General features: G+C 53.1%; 12 protein-coding genes. 9 read left to right on the top strand and 3 right to left on the bottom strand.

Annotated features, from left to right (window positions below):
- Nucleotides 1-55: 55 nt before the first annotated feature.
- Nucleotides 56-688 carry a class I SAM-dependent methyltransferase gene (locus ACUVOF_RS03785; protein ID WP_447043092.1) on the bottom strand — a complete coding sequence of 211 codons (633 nt, stop codon included), beginning with the start codon at nucleotides 686-688 and terminating at the stop codon, nucleotides 56-58.
- A 299-nt stretch (nucleotides 689-987) separates the two neighbouring features.
- Nucleotides 988-1,335 (bottom strand): helix-turn-helix domain-containing protein, encoded by a 348-nt coding sequence (locus tag ACUVOF_RS03780; RefSeq protein ID WP_447043091.1) that lies wholly within the window; start codon nucleotides 1,333-1,335, stop codon nucleotides 988-990.
- Nucleotides 1,336-1,862: 527 nt separating this feature from the next.
- On the opposite strand from ACUVOF_RS03780, the gene ACUVOF_RS03775 reads away from it, so the two are divergent.
- From ACUVOF_RS03775 to mdoH, 3 genes are all read left to right on the top strand, one after another.
- Complete coding sequence (locus ACUVOF_RS03775) at nucleotides 1,863-4,211, top strand: putative bifunctional diguanylate cyclase/phosphodiesterase (protein WP_447043090.1); 2,349 nt, start codon at nucleotides 1,863-1,865, stop codon at nucleotides 4,209-4,211.
- A 343-nt stretch (nucleotides 4,212-4,554) separates the two neighbouring features.
- The gene (locus ACUVOF_RS03770) at nucleotides 4,555-6,141 is read left to right on the top strand and encodes a glucan biosynthesis protein G (RefSeq protein WP_447043089.1); all 1,587 of its coding nucleotides are present in this window, start codon (nucleotides 4,555-4,557) and stop codon (nucleotides 6,139-6,141) included.
- A 4-nt stretch (nucleotides 6,142-6,145) separates the two neighbouring features.
- Nucleotides 6,146-8,641 carry a glucans biosynthesis glucosyltransferase MdoH gene (mdoH, locus tag ACUVOF_RS03765; RefSeq protein WP_447043088.1) on the top strand — a complete coding sequence of 832 codons (2,496 nt, stop codon included), beginning with the start codon at nucleotides 6,146-6,148 and terminating at the stop codon, nucleotides 8,639-8,641.
- Nucleotides 8,642-8,675: 34 nt separating this feature from the next.
- On the opposite strand, the gene ACUVOF_RS03760 is transcribed toward mdoH, so the two are convergent.
- Entirely contained in the window at nucleotides 8,676-9,620 is a 945-nt protein-coding gene (locus tag ACUVOF_RS03760) for a helix-turn-helix domain-containing protein (RefSeq protein ID WP_447043087.1), read from the bottom strand.
- A 210-nt stretch (nucleotides 9,621-9,830) separates the two neighbouring features.
- Here ACUVOF_RS03760 and ACUVOF_RS03755 point away from each other — a divergent pair, with 210 nt between their 5' ends.
- From ACUVOF_RS03755 to ACUVOF_RS03730, 6 genes are all read left to right on the top strand, one after another.
- Entirely contained in the window at nucleotides 9,831-11,246 is a 1,416-nt protein-coding gene (locus ACUVOF_RS03755; protein WP_447043086.1) for an ethanolamine ammonia-lyase subunit EutB, read from the top strand.
- Nucleotides 11,236-12,093 carry an ethanolamine ammonia-lyase subunit EutC gene (eutC, locus tag ACUVOF_RS03750; RefSeq protein WP_447043085.1) on the top strand — a complete coding sequence of 286 codons (858 nt, stop codon included), beginning with the start codon at nucleotides 11,236-11,238 and terminating at the stop codon, nucleotides 12,091-12,093. The genes ACUVOF_RS03755 and eutC overlap by 11 nt, the downstream gene beginning before the upstream one ends.
- Before the next feature lie 123 nt (nucleotides 12,094-12,216).
- Nucleotides 12,217-13,656 carry an ethanolamine permease gene (eat, locus tag ACUVOF_RS03745; protein ID WP_447043084.1) on the top strand — a complete coding sequence of 480 codons (1,440 nt, stop codon included), beginning with the start codon at nucleotides 12,217-12,219 and terminating at the stop codon, nucleotides 13,654-13,656.
- Between the two features lie 88 nt (nucleotides 13,657-13,744).
- Entirely contained in the window at nucleotides 13,745-14,239 is a 495-nt protein-coding gene (locus ACUVOF_RS03740; protein WP_447043083.1) for a CIA30 family protein, read from the top strand.
- An 82-nt stretch (nucleotides 14,240-14,321) separates the two neighbouring features.
- Complete coding sequence (gene aceK, locus ACUVOF_RS03735) at nucleotides 14,322-16,082, top strand: bifunctional isocitrate dehydrogenase kinase/phosphatase (RefSeq protein ID WP_447043082.1); 1,761 nt, start codon at nucleotides 14,322-14,324, stop codon at nucleotides 16,080-16,082.
- A 43-nt stretch (nucleotides 16,083-16,125) separates the two neighbouring features.
- Entirely contained in the window at nucleotides 16,126-16,839 is a 714-nt protein-coding gene (locus ACUVOF_RS03730) for an SIR2 family NAD-dependent protein deacylase (RefSeq protein WP_447043081.1), read from the top strand.
- Nucleotides 16,840-16,845: the final 6 nt, after the last annotated feature.

Below are 16,845 nucleotides of genomic sequence, written 5' to 3'. Positions count from 1 at the left end.
TAGTTAGTTTACTTAGCAACCGCTAGTCTTTGCCCAGCGGTAAAAAGTCACACGCTTAACGATTAGATGGCGAGGGCTTGGCGGCTAGGAGTGCACGGAACAGGCTATTCATCAGCACCGGCTCATCATGGCGGATCAAAAAACCAGCGTCAGTCAGCAGTGGCTGTGCTTGACGGGTAATATCGGTCGCGAGCGCTGAGGTGAGTTGGTTCAGAAAACGTCGACCCGCCCCCGCAGGGTGTGCATCCGGCTGGAACTTATCCAACACACACAATTGGCCGCCGGGTTTTAGCACACGATGTGCCTCGGTGAGTCCTTTCTGTGGATTAGGCATGACCGCAATGATCAAGTGCATGATGACAGCGTCAAAGTGCTCGTCGGGGTAGTCAAGCTCTTCAGCGTCCATAACGCAGCATTCAACATCGCGGCGCAGCGTTTCAGCTCTTTTGGCTATGCGTTTAACCATCGCCGGGGCGATATCGGTGGCGTGCAATTCGATATCACAAGGCAGAAAAGGCAAGTCTAACCCCGTTCCGGCACCCACCAGTAGTACGCGCATGCCAGGCTCCCAATCCACTTGACCAAGCGCAATACGTCGTGGTCTACGGAAGGCGCGGGCAGCGATCGCATCATAGAAAGGGGCATAAGCGGTATAGCGAAGGCGGTTCCACGCAGTAGTGTTGAACATAACGCCTCTATGCAGCGCAACGCTGCGGTTGCTGAACGTCAGGGTCCGACTATCTATAGCATGAAAGCGGTAATCCAACCAAGAGAGCGTGCTAACGAGCTCGAGTACATTTTTCTTTTATTTGCAATCGCGTGCGGTAGAGTATTGTTATTTCAGCCCTGTTAAATAGGTTATAGCTACAATAAATGAATTTTAAATGTAAGGTTTTAATGATAATCGCCTGGATTAGTGTTGGCATAGCTGTTGTTTTTTTAGCTTAGCTTTATCATGTTAATGGTGCATGGTCATGGTTTAATAAGTTAACCTTTTTGCAGGCGTATGGTTAGGGTTTCCACCGTGTCAATGATGAGCTTTCGATCCTCTTGGTTTAAAGGCGCGAGAAGTTGTTTCATTCTGCTTGATTGATCATCAACGTGAAAACTTGCTTGTCCAAGCAACTCAGCTGCTTCGCAATTAAAAATCTCAGCAAGCTCAATAAGACGTACGATGTTGGGTATTACTCGCCCGCGTTCTATACGCGAAACGGCTTCATTGCCAACTCCTAAGCGCTCAGCCACTTCTTCTTGGGTCATTTTGCTACGAACCCGCTGTTTGGCAATGGCTCGGCCAATACTGCCTGCTAACCGTTTCTGTTCAGTTTTATTCACAACGTCCTCCATTAGACCTAGATGGTTGAGGAACGACCTATTGACATGAAGGACTGTTTGGGTTGAATATCATCCTCTAAGGTTGATTTGGGTGTTAAAGGTAACTTTTTGTTTCATCTGGTTACTCCCTAAAAGCTAGTGAAAGGTGATAAATTAATTTAATTGAGTGTTCGGTAAATATAAAACGGCCTAGTTGTATAGATGTAAGTTTGAGGCTTTTTAAGGGAAAAAGATGAAATGCTTAATTTGAAAAAACAATGAATAAATGCAGCGCAAAAATAGCAAGCTAAAACCTTTATCGATAATGAAAGTGAGTTTTTTAACTGGAATGTTGTTAGCAAAGAATGAAAAAGCTAATTTTTGAGTATGTAGTGAGCTTTTTCCTATGCACGGTTTTTGAAGTCTAATTAATGACTGGGAATGTTTTATGCAGTGGGTAGGGATCGGTGTTTTCAAAAATGTTGTTCAAAACGCGCTAGAAAATAGCTTGTGTTCTGGCACGACTAAATCCGAAGGCGTTTAATAGCATGCCTCCTACTACTGCACCAGAAGTTTTTCACCAGTTAGCGGATAAGCTGTCCTATGTCAGTGAAGAAGGTTTTTTTCACCATCTAGTGAGGACTTTGGCAGATGTGCTCAAAGTTGACTATGTCACGGTAGAGCACGTCGATAGCCACCAGGAAATAGCGACTACGCTGGCGATGTGGTCACAGGAAGCCTTCAATGAAAGGGCGCCTTATTTTGTGGAAGCCACGCCTTGCCAACAAGTTACCCACCTTGCAAAGTTTTTTGTTCACTCCCAGGTTCGCCAGCAGTTCCCAAACGATAAGCAACTAGCGGCAATGTGTGTTGAGAGTTATTTAGGTATCGCTATCACCGCCCCTGATGGTGGCTTTTTAGGCGTTATCGCGTTGATGCACTCCTCGCCCTTGGTGCTTCCTCTATACGCCGATGACGTATTACGCATTGCTTCCGCGCTGGCAGGCTCAGAACTATCACGTCAGTTGGCCGAAAGCCAAACGCGCGAGCGGCTGTTATATAAAAAAAGAGAGCTGCAGCGCATTGGTCGTCACAACAAAGTATTGGTTAATACCATTCATGAACAGCAACGCTTTCAACACGCTGTTATTAACGTAGCGACGGCGGTTTCGGCTGAAAATGGTGAAGCGTTTCTACATCAATTAACCATGCATATGGCCGAGGCTTTGTTTGCAGAGGTGGGGTTTATTGCGCTGTTAGATGAGCAAAATACTGATATTGCGCATACCATAACGTTGTATGTAAATGGCCAACTTCAGGATAATTTTGCCTACTATCTCCCCGGTGTTCCCTGCCATAAGGTAATGGTTGAGCAGGAGTGCGTTGTACATGAGGGTGCTGCCATCATGCTGCCTAGGGAGAGCAATGGTGCACTGAATTGGGTGAACGGCTATGTTGGGCGTCGGCTAGATAACAGTCACGGCCAGCCGATGGGCCTTATTGGCGTTATGTTTAAAAAGCCACTGAACGATGTGGATATTGTGCGTAACGTACTGCAGCTGTTTGCGGCGCGTGCAGCCTCTGAACTTGAGCGCCAGCACGATGAAGTACGAATACGCCAATTAGCCTTTTGTGATCCTGGCACTCAATTGCCCAACCGCGCCGCTTTTATGCGCTATCTGGAGCGCGAATTTGCCACTGCAAACACCACCAGACTAGCGCTATTGCTGTTAGATCTTAACCACTTCAAAGAGATTAACGATACCGCTGGGCACGACCTGGGCGACTTAGTCCTTAAGGCCGTTGCAAGAAGTTTTGCTAGCTCACTCGGCAGGGGGGAATTCTTGGCCCGCTTAGGGGGCGATGAGTTTGTCGTTGTTTGCCCTGGGATGGAAGTGAGTGGCGCGTTAGCCACGGCTCAGCGGCTGTGCGACAGCATCGTACGTCCTCTTATTGTCGAACAGCACTCCTTCGAAGTTTCAGTGGGCATTGGTGTCTCGCTCTATCCCCAGCATGCGGCAACCCCATTAGAATTATTGAAATATGCTGATATTGCAATGTACCAAGCTAAACGGCAAAAGCTTGCTGCGTGTGTATTTGAGCCCTGGATGGGGCAGGTCATTGCTGAACAGTTGTTTATTGCCAAGCGCCTAGCGTCTGCGATTGCAGAAAAGCAGTTGAGCCTACACTTTCAGCCCCAGGTAGATTTAAGCAGCGGTCTTCTGATTGGCGCTGAAGCCCTTTGCCGGTGGCACGACGAGGAACTTGGCGATGTTTCGCCCGGCAAGTTCATTCCTATTGCCGAAGAGCGCGGCATGATCGTTGCGCTTGGTTACTGGGTGATTGAAGAAGCTTGTCGACAGCTGGCGCAGTGGCGGGAGCAGGGCTATTCAATGCCGGGCCAGCTAGCGATCAATATTGCTGCCCAACAGTTTGATGAAGAAGACTTGGTCGCCAACCTACTCGATAGCTGTGCTAATTTCAGCATTGAGCCCTCGCAACTTAGTTTGGAAATTACCGAAAGCGGCATTATGGACAATCCTGAAAAGGCGATTGCCATGACCGAAGTCTTTAAGCATCAAGGCTTAGGCCTTTCTATTGACGATTTCGGCACCGGGTATTCTTCGCTTGCTTATTTGAAGCGCTTCGCCGCCGACAAAATTAAAATTGATATTTCCTTCGTCCGCGATATGCTCACCAGCGACAACGACCGTGTAATTGTGGCGACGATTATTGCCATGGCAAACACGCTGGGCCTTGAGACCATTGCGGAAGGGATTGAAAACCAAGATCAAATTGGCGCACTACTGGCTATGGGCTGCACTCAGGGACAAGGCTACTACTTTGACCGGCCACTGGCCGCCGAGCAGTTTGTTCAGCGTTGGCTCAGGCCATAGTTTTTGTATTAAGGGGGAGAATGCCCCTCTCCGAACGGCTGCTTGTATAGACCACACGCTTGATATGGTGCCTCTCCACGCGGCTCAACATGCTGAACAAGTTCTCATTTCCCCCTCAGTCCTTTCAAAAAGCCCGGTCAGTCAGGGGTGCTAATTAGTCTAGACTCATGCTATACCTAAAATGTAATTTCATCTTTACATACGCGCATGGTATGTATCTAAACAATGACGAGCAATAGCGTAAGGACGCATTTAGCTGATCGAATGGACTCTATCGTATGTTGATTCGGCAAAAAAGCGAACTTGAATTCAGTCAAAGGATTGGATAGGAGCATGACGCTAAATGAGTGGATCGATCCCGCTAAGTAAATTTTCAAGCTGCAAAGGTTTTTTTTCAATAGCTGCTCTAGGCAGCCTATTGGTTGGAAGCATCCCTGTCGAGGCTTTTGCTTTTGACTTCGAAGACGTTGCAAGAAGGGCAGAAGAGCTTGCCCAGCAGGGCTACCGTGCCCCAGAAACGTCATTGCCCAATGAGCTGCGCGAACTCAGCTATGCGGAGTATGGGCAAATACAATACAAGCGAGATCGGGACGTGTGGAGCGGTAACGACGTACCTTTCACCCTGAGCTTTATCCCTGAAGGCATGCATTATGACAGTGCCATCCAACTAAACAGTATTGATCAGGAGGGCGAGGTTCACGGCTTTGCCTACAACCCTGATGACTTTACTTACGGTGATTTAAATATCTCCGACGACGTTAAGAATAGTGACGGCGTTGGTATTGCCGGGGTTAGGATTAACCATGCACTCAATGATGATGAGCGGAAAGATGAGATGATGGTCTTTCTGGGAGCCAGCTATTTTCGTGCGATTGGCAGAGGACAGGTTTATGGTCTTTCAGGACGCGGGCTGGCCGTTGATACAGGACTATCTTCGGGCGAAGAGTTCCCACACTTTACAGAAATGTGGATCATCGAACCTAGCCCAGAAAGCCAATACTTGACGATTTTCGCCCTGCTTGACTCGCCTAGCGTGACCGGTGCCTACCGCTTCGTACTACGTCCCGGAGAAGACACCCTGGTAGACGTACAATCGCGCCTATATTTACGTCGGTCTGTCGAGAAATTGGGGATAGCTCCGCTAACCAGCATGTACTTTTATGGCCCAGAGCAGCCCTCTTCGACCCAACACTATATCCCGGCAATCCATGACTCTAATGGCCTATTAATCAATGATGCGCAAAATGGTTGGTCATGGCGCCCGCTAGCCAATCCGTCCAGATTGATGATGAATAGGCAAGCAACGCCTCAGTTACGCGGTTATGGTCTTATGCAACGTGGTCACAATTTTAGTGACTATCAGGATATCAACTCACGTTATGATCTGCGTCCAAGCGCCTGGGTTGAACCACTCAACGAATGGGGACCCGGTAGCGTCGAGTTGATTCAGATCCCCACAGACAACGAGACTAACGACAACATCGTCTCGATGTGGCTGGCTGATGAAGCACATGAGCCGGGAACACCGCTGGCATTCGATTACCGCATTACGTTCACAACCGATGAAAGCCGTCACCTTGATCCTCAGCTTGCGTGGGTTGAAGAAACTCGCCGTTCACGCGGAGAGGTGATTCGCGACGACCTAGTGCGTGAGCCCGACGGGACCCTCGCCTTCGTCCTCGATTTTATAGGACCCTCGCTTTCCGGTATCGGCAGCGATGCGAACATGAGTGTTGAGGCAAGCGTGGGCGATAATGGCGAATTAGCCGCTAGCCGTGTTGTTCATAACCCAGCGACCAACGGTTGGCGTGTGTTTGTCAACGTGAGGCGCAGTAACGGCAATCAGCCTTTGGATATCAGGGCCAAGTTAATGCTCGATGGCAAGCAAATGTCGGAAACGTGGTACTACCGGTTGCCCGCTAATGGCTGATGTTATGACTTCAGCACAGCCAACGCCAACGGATTTTTATTTAGAGCGATTGGCATTGCAGACCCAGGATCGGAAAGAGCGTTACAAGTTACTGGTTGGTGATCTTGATCAACACGACATAGCTTCGCTGCATGCTGCATTGGGTGGGGATAACGAAACAGACAGTGAAGGCAATAAGGATCCTGCAGCGCTGTCAGTGGGTCGACGCTTGGCGCTGGCCTATGCCGAGCCGCCGCTAGCCCCGCCAGATGTGCTGTCAACGGATACGTCCGGTATTACGCGTTTGCGCACAGCACCGCCGATGCAACGAACGCCATTGGCACCCCAGCAGTGGTCGACCAATCCTTTCGTCAATATGGGTCGGCGCTTTCAGCGCTGGGCTAACGGTGATTTTCGACGGCGCAAAAGAGAGTCGCCCTCCGCGTCCTGGAAGTGGGTCGCCACGAGGCGTCGTTGGATTTTGCTGGTGCTGATTTTCGGTCAAAGTATCATCGCTGCCAATCAGATGCGTACGGTACTCCCCGGCCAGGGCATGCAGTGGCTTGAAATCACTATTCTGTCGCTGTTCGTGCTGCTGTTCGCCTGGGTGTCCGCCGGGTTTTGGACCGCATTGATGGGGTTTTTCCAGCTATTACGCAGCCATGACCGCTATGCCATTGATAGCGAAGTGGGTGATGAGCCGATTGATGATGAGGCACGCACAGCGCTGTTGGTGCCTATCTGTAACGAAGACGTGGCCAGAGTGTTTGCCGGGGTGCGCGCCACCCTGGAGTCATTGCGCAGCACGGGTAATGATCAGCATTTCGATATTTTCATTCTGAGCGATACGTCTGATCCCGATATTGCTATCCAGGAAACCTATGCCTGGCTGGGGATGTGCCGTGACCTGGGCGCTTTCGGGCAGGTCTTCTATCGCCGTCGACAGCGCCGAGTCAAACGTAAGAGCGGTAACCTTGACGATTTTTGCCGACGCTGGGGCGCGCGCTATCGCTATATGGTGGTGTTGGATGCCGATAGTGTCATGAGCGGTCAATGTCTTACCCGCCTGGTGCAAATGATGGAAGTGCATACCAGGGTGGGCATTATCCAAACGGCACCACGCGCTTCCGGGCGTCTCAACCTTTACGCGCGTATGCAGCAGTTTGCGACGCGGGTTTACGGGCCGCTGTTTACCGCGGGGTTACATTTTTGGCAATTAGGCGAGTCGCACTATTGGGGTCATAACGCGATTATTCGGCTCGCCCCCTTTATGCAGCACTGCATACTCGCGCCACTTCCCGGTAAGGGCTCAATGTCGGGGGAGATTTTATCCCATGACTTTGTCGAGGCGGCGCTGATGCGGCGCGCTGGTTGGGGAGTATGGATTGCCTACCAGTTGGAAGGCAGCTATGAAGAAATGCCACCTAACTTGCTGGATGAACTCAATCGCGACAGGCGCTGGTGTCACGGAAATTTGATGAACTTCCGGCTGTTTTTCTCGCAAGGTATTCATCCGGTACACCGTGCCGTTTTCCTGACCGGTTTAATGTCCTATCTTTCAGCACCGCTATGGTGTCTTTTCTTAGTTCTTTCTACGGCCCTTTTAGCCGTGCATACCTTTAGCACGCCCGACTATTTTCCTGAGCCGGGGATGTTGTTTCCTGTTTGGCCGCAATGGAACCCAACTTTAGCGGTGGGCTTGTTCGGCGTGACGGCATTACTGCTGTTCTTACCTAAGTTGCTAAGCGTATTGCTGGTGTGGATAAAGGGTAGCCGCCACTTTGGCGGGCCGCTCAAGGTATTGGCGAGCATGGTGCTTGAGTCGCTCTTTTCGATGCTATTAGCGCCAGTGAGAATGCTGTTTCACACCCGCTTTGTGCTGACGTCATTAATGGGCTGGGCGGTTCAATGGCGCTCTCCTTCGCGTGAGAACAGCGACACTACGTGGGGAGATGCCATCCGCACCCATTGGAGCCAAACCTTATTAGGAACTGTGTGGGCGACGGGTGTTTACGTGATGGAGCCCACCTTTCTTTGGTGGCTCTCGCCCATCGTCGTTGCGCTAATGCTATCGATTCCGGTATCGGCACTGTCGAGCCGCGTCTCGTTAGGCCGGTTCTGCTTTCAAAAGCGGCTTTTCCGGATTCCCGAAGAAACGCAACCGCCCCGCGTGCTACGGCGCATGGTGAACTTGCTCACCCGGATGAACACAGCAATGTCAGCCCCCTCGTTTGCCCAAGTGGTGGTAGACCCCGTGCCTAATGCCTTGGCAACGGCCTTAGGAACATCACGCCATAACGATGTTGAACCCATTCGCCAGCGTCGTGACGAGCGGGTTGCTCGCGCTGTAGCGGAGGGGCCCGCGGGGATGAACTCACGAGAGCGGTTGGACTTTCTGGATGATCCGGTGATGATGTCGCAACTGCATTACCGCGTATGGGTCGACAGCAGGGCGCATCACAGTTGGTTCGGCTTGGGTCTGCCAGGGCGTGAATCTAAATACTTGCCTACGTTTAGCTAAGTTTGCTGTTTTGTTTAACGACGCTCGCGCTTAATCATGCTGGCACATTGAGCGTTTGCGACGGGCACTCGCCGAATTGCTGCTTATAGTCATGGGCGAACTGCCCCAAGTGCCAGAACCCCCAATAGGTGGCTATTTCCGTAACCGATTGCGGTGGCGACGCCGCCCGCAGCGCCCGGCGCACACGATTGAGCCGCGTTAAACGTAAAAACTGCAGCGGACTAATGCCTAAAATAGCCGTAAAGCTGTACTGCAGCGTGCGGCGGCTAACGTGAGTAAGCTGGCAAAGTTCATCCATTGTCACGGGTCCGTCCAAATGTTCATCCACGTAGCGTTTGACGCGATCGACCACTTCCTTGCGATGGGCGTAGCTAGGGGGCAGCACAACGTTGGGCTGCTCGACCTGCAATAGCTCCAATAGCGCCATCAAAAGAATGTCTTGATGGATATGGCTGGCAATCGCCAGGGTCTGGCTAGCGAGTAGCCGCTCGATAAGAAACGACACGGCATAAAGCGTTTCGTGAGCAACTTTTCGCCGCGGCATAAAGTGCCAGTGGGTATCCAAGCTGATTCCCTGTCGCTCGGCTGCTGCTGACAACGCGGGTAACTGGATCACCAGCCCGTAGATGTCGAAAGCGCCCGGTGTTACCAGTTCAAAATCCTGCCCGCCGGGGCGGCACATTACCTCGCCAGCGGTGAGTGCTTGACCATTGATGCGTGAACTTTGCTGGTTGGCGGGAATACCGATCCACAGCGAGTCCGGCCATACTCGGCACTGCTGGCGTAGCGCTTGCCCAGTGTGCTCCTTAAACACCTGCATGGTTTCTAACGCCACTTCATCAAGGCGACCATAGAAGCTCCCTGGGCTGAGCTGGTCGTACTCCTGCTGCCACCGGGTTAAGTTCTGTGCATGCTCATCGGCATCAAATGCTTCCTGAGTGTATCTTTTTGGTGCAAATGGGCTAGCGAGCGTGGACATAAAGCTCTCCTCAGGGCGTTATTATTGTTAAATATTCTTTGGTTGATGTGTTAACCGATTGTATTTATTTAGATATAAGAAATTTCAACGAGTTTGCCAAAACTTGATACTCCCTCTTAAGGGATAGCGCTATGGTGGAAACAAGCAAGTTTTGTACCTCAACGTGCAGTCAGCGCGATTTAAAGTAGTAGTAATGACAAAGGAAAGCCCATGGCGCAGACCTATCACACCACGGTGGGTAGCCACAGCTACCGCTTCGCAAGCTTGGAGGAGTTGATGGCCAAAGCCACGCCGCCCCGGTCTGGCGACCGTTTGGCTGGCGTGATGGCAGAGAGTGCAGAAGAGCGCGTGGTCGCGCAAATGGTGTTGGCCGAACTTCCACTCACCACCTTTTTGAACGAGGCGTTGATCCCTTACGAGGAAGATGAGATCACTCGGCTGATTATGGATGACCATGATGCCGACGCCTTCGCTCCCATTCGCCACCTGACCGTCGGCGACTTTCGTAACTGGCTACTCTCCGATCACGCGACGAGTGACGTATTAACGGAGGTGAAAGCGGGGATTACCCCCGAAATGGCCGCTGCCGTCAGCAAGCTGATGCGCAATCAGGATTTGATACTGGTCGCTAAAAAGTGCCGGGTCACCACCGCCTTTCGCAATACCATTGGTTTGCCGGGAAGGCTTTCTACTCGGCTTCAGCCCAACCACCCCACCGATGATGTGACCGGCATTGCCGCGAGCATTCTCGACGGTTTGCTCTACGGCAGTGGCGATGCGGTGATTGGCATTAACCCCGCCACCGATAACGTTGCCCAGAGCGTCAAGCTGATGCGCCTGATGGATGAGGTGATTCATAAGTATCAAATCCCCACCCAGTCCTGCGTGCTCACCCATGTCACCAATACTTTGGAGGCGATTGAACAGGGTGCGCCGGTCGATCTGGTGTTTCAGTCGATCGGCGGCACCGAGGCCACTAATCGCAGTTTCGGTTTTGACTTGAGCACCCTCGCCGAGGCCGAAGCGGCCGCGCAGTCGCTCAATCGTGGCACCGTAGGCCGCAATGTCATGTATTTCGAAACCGGCCAGGGTAGCTCGCTCTCCGCCGACGCGCATCACGGGCTCGATCAGCAAACCTGCGAAGCCCGCGCCTATGCAGTGGCGCGCAAGTTCAATCCGCTGCTGGTCAATACCGTGGTGGGCTTTATCGGCCCCGAGTACCTATTCGATGGTAAGGAGATCACCCGTGCGGGCCTTGAAGACCACTTCTGCGGCAAGCTGTTAGGCGTGCCCATGGGCTGCGATGTCTGCTACACCAACCACGCCGAAGCCGATCAAAATGACATGGATAATCTGCTCACGCTGCTCGGCGTGGCAGGCTGCAACTTTATCATGGGCATCCCCGGCTCTGACGACATCATGCTCAATTACCAGACCACCTCTTTCCACGATGCGCTGTATGCGCGGCGGGTGCTGGGGCTGAAGGCAGCGCCGGAGTTTGAACGCTGGCTCGAAGAGATGCAGATTTTCCACGATGTCAGCACCCACCGGCTCAACGACAAGCTTCCCGCCGCCTTTGCCAACAGCCTGCGCCACCTGCCCAAGGAGCCGCGTCATGGCACATGATCCATCGTCCCCCGTCGTGGTGGAAAACCCCTGGGAGCGTCTGAATGCCTTTACCGATGCGCGAATTGGCTTGGGGCGTGCAGGCGTCAGCCTACCGACCAGCAAGCTGCTGGCGTTTCAGTTGGCCCACGCCCAAGCACAGGATGCGGTCCACTGCCCGCTGGATGTAAAAGCGCTCTCCACCGAGCTGACCCAAGCTCTCAATTTGTCTAAGGTGCCGCTGTGCCTGCACAGCCACGCCCAAGATCGCGCCATGTACTTGCAAAGGCCCGACTATGGCCGTCGCCTTAACGACGATAGCCGTGAACACCTGCGTGAGCACCTGAAGCAAGCCACCGCTTCTCAGCAGCGCTTTGATTTGGCGGTAGTGGTAGTCGATGGGCTTTCGGCGTTGGCTGTCCAGCAGAATAGTGCCCCATTTCTTCGCGCGCTTTATCAACAGCTGTGCGGCGATGCCGCGGATTGGCAGCTAGCGCCGTTAACGATCGTCGAGCAAGGGCGGGTCGCGATTGGCGATGAAATTGGCGCACTGCTCAATGCCGATGCGGTACTGGTGATGATTGGTGAACGACCCGGGCTCAGTTCGCCGGACAGCTTGGGGCTTTACATGACCTGGGCGCCTAAGCCGGGGCTAAGGGACGACCGACGCAACTGCATTTCCAATGTTCGACCGGCTGGGTTGCAGGTCGAGGAAGCGGCTAGACGCTTCTTTCTGCTCTTAAAAGAGGCCCGTCAGCTCAAATTGTCGGGCGTTAAATTAAAAGACCGCAGCGAAGACGATGTGCTGGAAGGTGACTCGGCATCAGGCGCACCAAGCTCGACGCGAAACTTTCTGGTCGCTGATTAACGAACGTGCACACCGAAAGAGCAGCACCCCAATTACAACATATACACAACAACATGGAACAACGTTGGTAAACAACAGCACGCCGCTGAAGACGATTTCGTTCCACACTGAAAGGGCAAAACGATGACACAACCATCGATTGATCAGGCGTCGTACCTGGCGAAACGTCAGCTGCGCAAAGGCACCGCGGGCTGGATATTGTTGGCGGGGCTTGGGGTTTCCTACGTGATTTCCGGCGACTTTGCCGGTTGGAACTTCGGTATCGCCGAAGCGGGCTGGGGCGGCTTTGCGATTGCCGCCTGTTTGATGGCGTTGATGTATTTGGCGCTGGTGTTATCGCTTGCCGAAATGTCAGCGGCGATTCCTGCGGCGGGCGGTGGCTACAGCTTTGCCCGCCAAGCCATGGGGCCTGCCGGGGGTTACTTAACCGGGCTGGCGGTGCTAATTGAGTACGCCTTGGCCCCCGCGGCGATTGTGATTTTTATCGGCGCCGCCGTGGAGTCGTTGCTAGGCATTAACGGCCCGCTGGTATACCTGATTTTCTACGCCGTGTTTATTGGCATCCACCTAGCGGGCGTGGGGGAGGCGCTAAAAGTCATGATGGTGATTAGTGGCCTGGCGGTGTTCGCCATTCTGGCAACCGCGGTGGCGCTAATCGGTGATTTTGATGCTGCCAACCTGTTCGATATTGCTGCCACCGATGCGGTGGGTGCGAGCACCTTTATGCCCTTTGGCTGGTACGGTGTTTGGGCGGCGCTGCCGTTTGGTATGTGGCTTTTTCTGGCGGTGGAAGGTGTACCGCTGGCAGCGGAGGAGGCCAAAGACCCTGCCCGTGATATGCCCAAAGGCATTATCGCGGCGGTGCTGTTTTTGTTGTTCACCGCGCTGCTGGTCGTGGTGCTGCTGGCCGGTGCCGCGGGCGCTGAAATGATCGGCCAAAGCGGCGTACCGCTGGTGGATGCGTTGAACGCAGCAGGCAATCCGACCCTGGCGACCGTGGTGAACGTGTTGGGCCTGGCGGGACTAATTGCGTCCTTCTTTTCGATTATTTATGGCTATAGTCGGTTGGTGTTTGCGCTCTCCCGGGCGGGCTATCTGCCTAAGCAGCTATCGCTCACCAGCGGGCGCAAAGTACCCTATTTGGCGTTGATCGTACCCGGCGTGTTTGGTTTTTTGGTTTCACTCAGTGGGGAAGGCGACCTGATGCTGGGAATGGCCGTGGTGGGGGCGACCATTTCTTACGCGCTTATGGCACTCAGCCATATTTTACTGCGGGTAAAACAGCCCGACCTACCGCGCCCATATAAAACCCCTGGTGGTGTCGTCACTTCAGGGATTGCACTGGTGCTTTCCCTGGTCGCGCTGACTGGGGTATACGCCTTCGACCCGCGTGCCTTCAACTACACCATCGTGCTGTTTATTGTTGGTGCTGCCTACTTCTTCTTTTACAGCAAGCATCACCTTGTCGCGAAAACTGCTGAGGAAGAGTTTGCGCTTGTTTCCGCTTCTCCTGAGGAGCTAGACGATAGCGAACCCGCACCGGCTGCCGCCGCTAAGCTGTAAGCGAACCAACGATTAGGCTACTGTGAAGCCCCTGGCGGTAAGACGCCAGGGGCTTTTTCTTATCCATTAACCGTTGCGAGGTGGCCTTATGACGCTGACCTTTGATAATCCTAATGAACAGCGGCGCTGGTATTCCGTCGATGACGGTGTAATGGGTGGTGTGTCCCAGAGCGGGTTTAGCGTTGCCGACGATGAAGGACGGTTTCATGGCGAGGTGTCGCTGGAAAATGGCGGAGGCTTTGCCTCCGTTCGCCGTGAGCCTAACGGTTTCGAGCCAACGCTCGCGGATGCCCAGGGCATCGCGTTGACGGTGCAGGGTGATGGGCGTACCTATCAACTGCGCTTGAAAAGTAGCTCCTTGGGTGATGCGTCTGCTTACCGGGTAAAATTCACACCACCTCAAGACCACTGGGAAACACTGCACTTTTCATGGGATGCTTTTGAAGCGGTGCGTCGTGGCACAGTGCTGAGCGATGCCCCTGCTATAACGCCAAACGACATTTATCAAATCGGTTTCTTGATTGCTGATCGCACTGCTGGGGCTTTCTGTTTACGGGTCAAGTGTATTGAGAGCGTCCATTGACTTGCTAGGCTCCCCACCAAGGTCGCCTCGCATGTAGTTTCCCGTTACGCGAAGCTGGTAAAAATGATCAGGAGTCTGGCCCGTGAAGCACTCACCTGCGTACCGCTTAGCGACGACAATTCTGCACGGTTTTGATGAGTACCGTGCACGTTTTAAAGAGATCACTGCCGATGCCAGCCGTCGTTTCCATGAGGCGGCTTGGCGCGAAACGCAGCAGGCATCCGCGGAGCGGATCAATCTCTATAAGGAGAAAATCGATACTACCCTGGGGCGCCTAAAGCGCACTTTCGATCCCGAGGTGGTATCCCACTGCGAGTGCTGGCGCGAGGCGCGTAACCACTACGCCGAGCTGATCAGCCACCGGCTCGATTATGAGCTCGCTGAAACCTTCTTTAATTCACTGTTCTGTGCCATTTTCCACCACCGCCATATCCGCAACGACTGGATGTTCGTGTATAGCTCGCGGGAGGATGCCGCTCACCACTCGGGGATCGAGCTGTGTCGACGGCACAGGGTCAATGGCGACTGGCAGGCCGCGCTCAAGTGGGCGCTTATGGATGCCCCGTTCGATAATCGCTTTGCAGATATAGGCCGGGATACAAGCCTCGGCGCCACCTTCTTACAGCACCACTTACCCGCGACGATTTTGAACGCTGATGACATTGAAATAGAGCTGCTAAAGAGCGTTTTTTATCGCAATAAAGGCGCTTATCTCGTCGGTCGAATTACGGGAGGTGGCGAGCAGGTACCTCTGGTGCTGCCGGTGCTTCATGGTGAAGGCTATGGTGACCAAGCCGATGCCGATCCCTGCCTTCATCTGGACACGGTACTGATCGAAACCGATGAGGTGTCGATTATTTTCTCTTTTACCCGCGCCTATTTTCAGGTCGAAGTGGCGGTGCCCAGGGAGTTTGTCGATTACCTGCAGCAATTAATGCCGCACAAACCCGAAGGGGAGCTCTACGCTGCCATTGGGTTTTTCAAGCATGGCAAAACCGAGTTTTTCAGAGCATTGAATCGTCAAGTGGCCAAGCGCGAGGATCAGTTTATTATCGCCCCAGGCGTGCGCGGCATGGTGATGGCGGTGTTTGTACTGCCTAGCTTTCGCACCGTATTTAAAATCATAAAAGATAAATTCGATCCGGCCAAAGACGTTACTCATGCCGTAGTGCGCGAAAAGTATCGGCTAGTAAAGCGTCACGATCGGGTGGGACGGATGGCCGACACCCAGGAGTTCTCTAATTTTATTGTCCGCCAGGACCACTTCGCGCCGGAGTGCCTGGAACATCTGCTTGAGGTAGCGCCTTCCACGGTGATACTGAGAGACGACAAGGTCATCATCAAGCACTGCTATACCGAACGCATGATGACCCCCTTGAATATCTACCTGGAGCAGTGCAGCGATAAAGAGCAGGAGACGGTGCTTAAGGATTACGGTAACGCCATTAAGCAGATGGCCGCGGCGAATATTTTCCCCGGCGATATGCTGCTGAAGAATTTCGGCGTTACTCGCCATGGCCGCGTGATCTTCTACGACTACGATGAAGTCTGTTACCTCACCGAATGCCGTTTCAGGCATATACCTAAATCCCACGGCAATGACTTCCAGGGGGGCGATACGTTATCCATTGGCCCTAATGATATTTTTCCGGAGGAGTTTGGCCCTTTCATGTTCGCCAATAAGGCGCTGCGCGATATGTTCATGGCCCAGCACCCCGAACTATTCGACCCGGAGTACTGGTTGCAACTGCAGCAGGCGATTGTCGATGGCCGTGTCATCGATGTTTACCCTTACCGCAATAAGCAGCGTTTTGCGGGCAACATCGGGCAGCTAGTATATTAGGCTTCTGTTTAAGGTGAAGTGAAACAGAAACGATGAGGTCATCATGGCAGTAAGCCCGCATTTGGTGGTGTTTACCGGCTCGGGGATTAGCGCGGAGAGCGGGATTAAAACCTTTCGCGCCAGCGACGGCCTATGGGAAAACCACCCGGTCGAGGAGGTTGCTACTCCTCAGGCGTGGAAACGTAATCCCCAGCAAGTATTGGATTTTTATAATCAGCGCCGCGAGCAGATCCGCCGTGCTAAACCCAACGCTGCCCATAAAGCGCTGGCAAGCCTGGAGCAGGCGGGATTTACCGTTAACATCATTACTCAGAATATTGATGATCTTCATGAGCGGGCAGGTTCGCGTAATGTATTACATCTACACGGTGAGATTTTAAAAGCCCGCTCATCGGTAGATGAACGTATGCGCTACCCGCTGCCTAAAGGCGGTATCGAGTTAGGTAATATCTGCGATAAAGGCAGCCAGCTTCGCCCTGATGTGGTCTGGTTTGGCGAATCGGTGCCGCTGTTTGCAGAGGCCTGCGAACTGGTGAGTCATGCGGATTTTCTACTGGTCGTCGGTACGTCACTGGCCGTCATGCCCGCCGCTTCGCTGTTATCCTATATCGACTATGATACCCCCTGCGCATTGGTCGACCCGGAAGCGGATATGCTCAGCCCGCCAGGCGTGTTGGCCATTAATACCACCGCTGGGGAGGGCGTTCCGGCGCTGGTCAATCGCTGGAAGCAGCAGGGTAACCTGCGGCTTTCCTGAGCCTAT

This window comes from Vreelandella sp. H-I2 (assembly GCF_052959335.1).
Note: the sequence above shows the minus strand (reverse complement) of the source record. Positions and strands in the feature narration are given on the sequence as shown.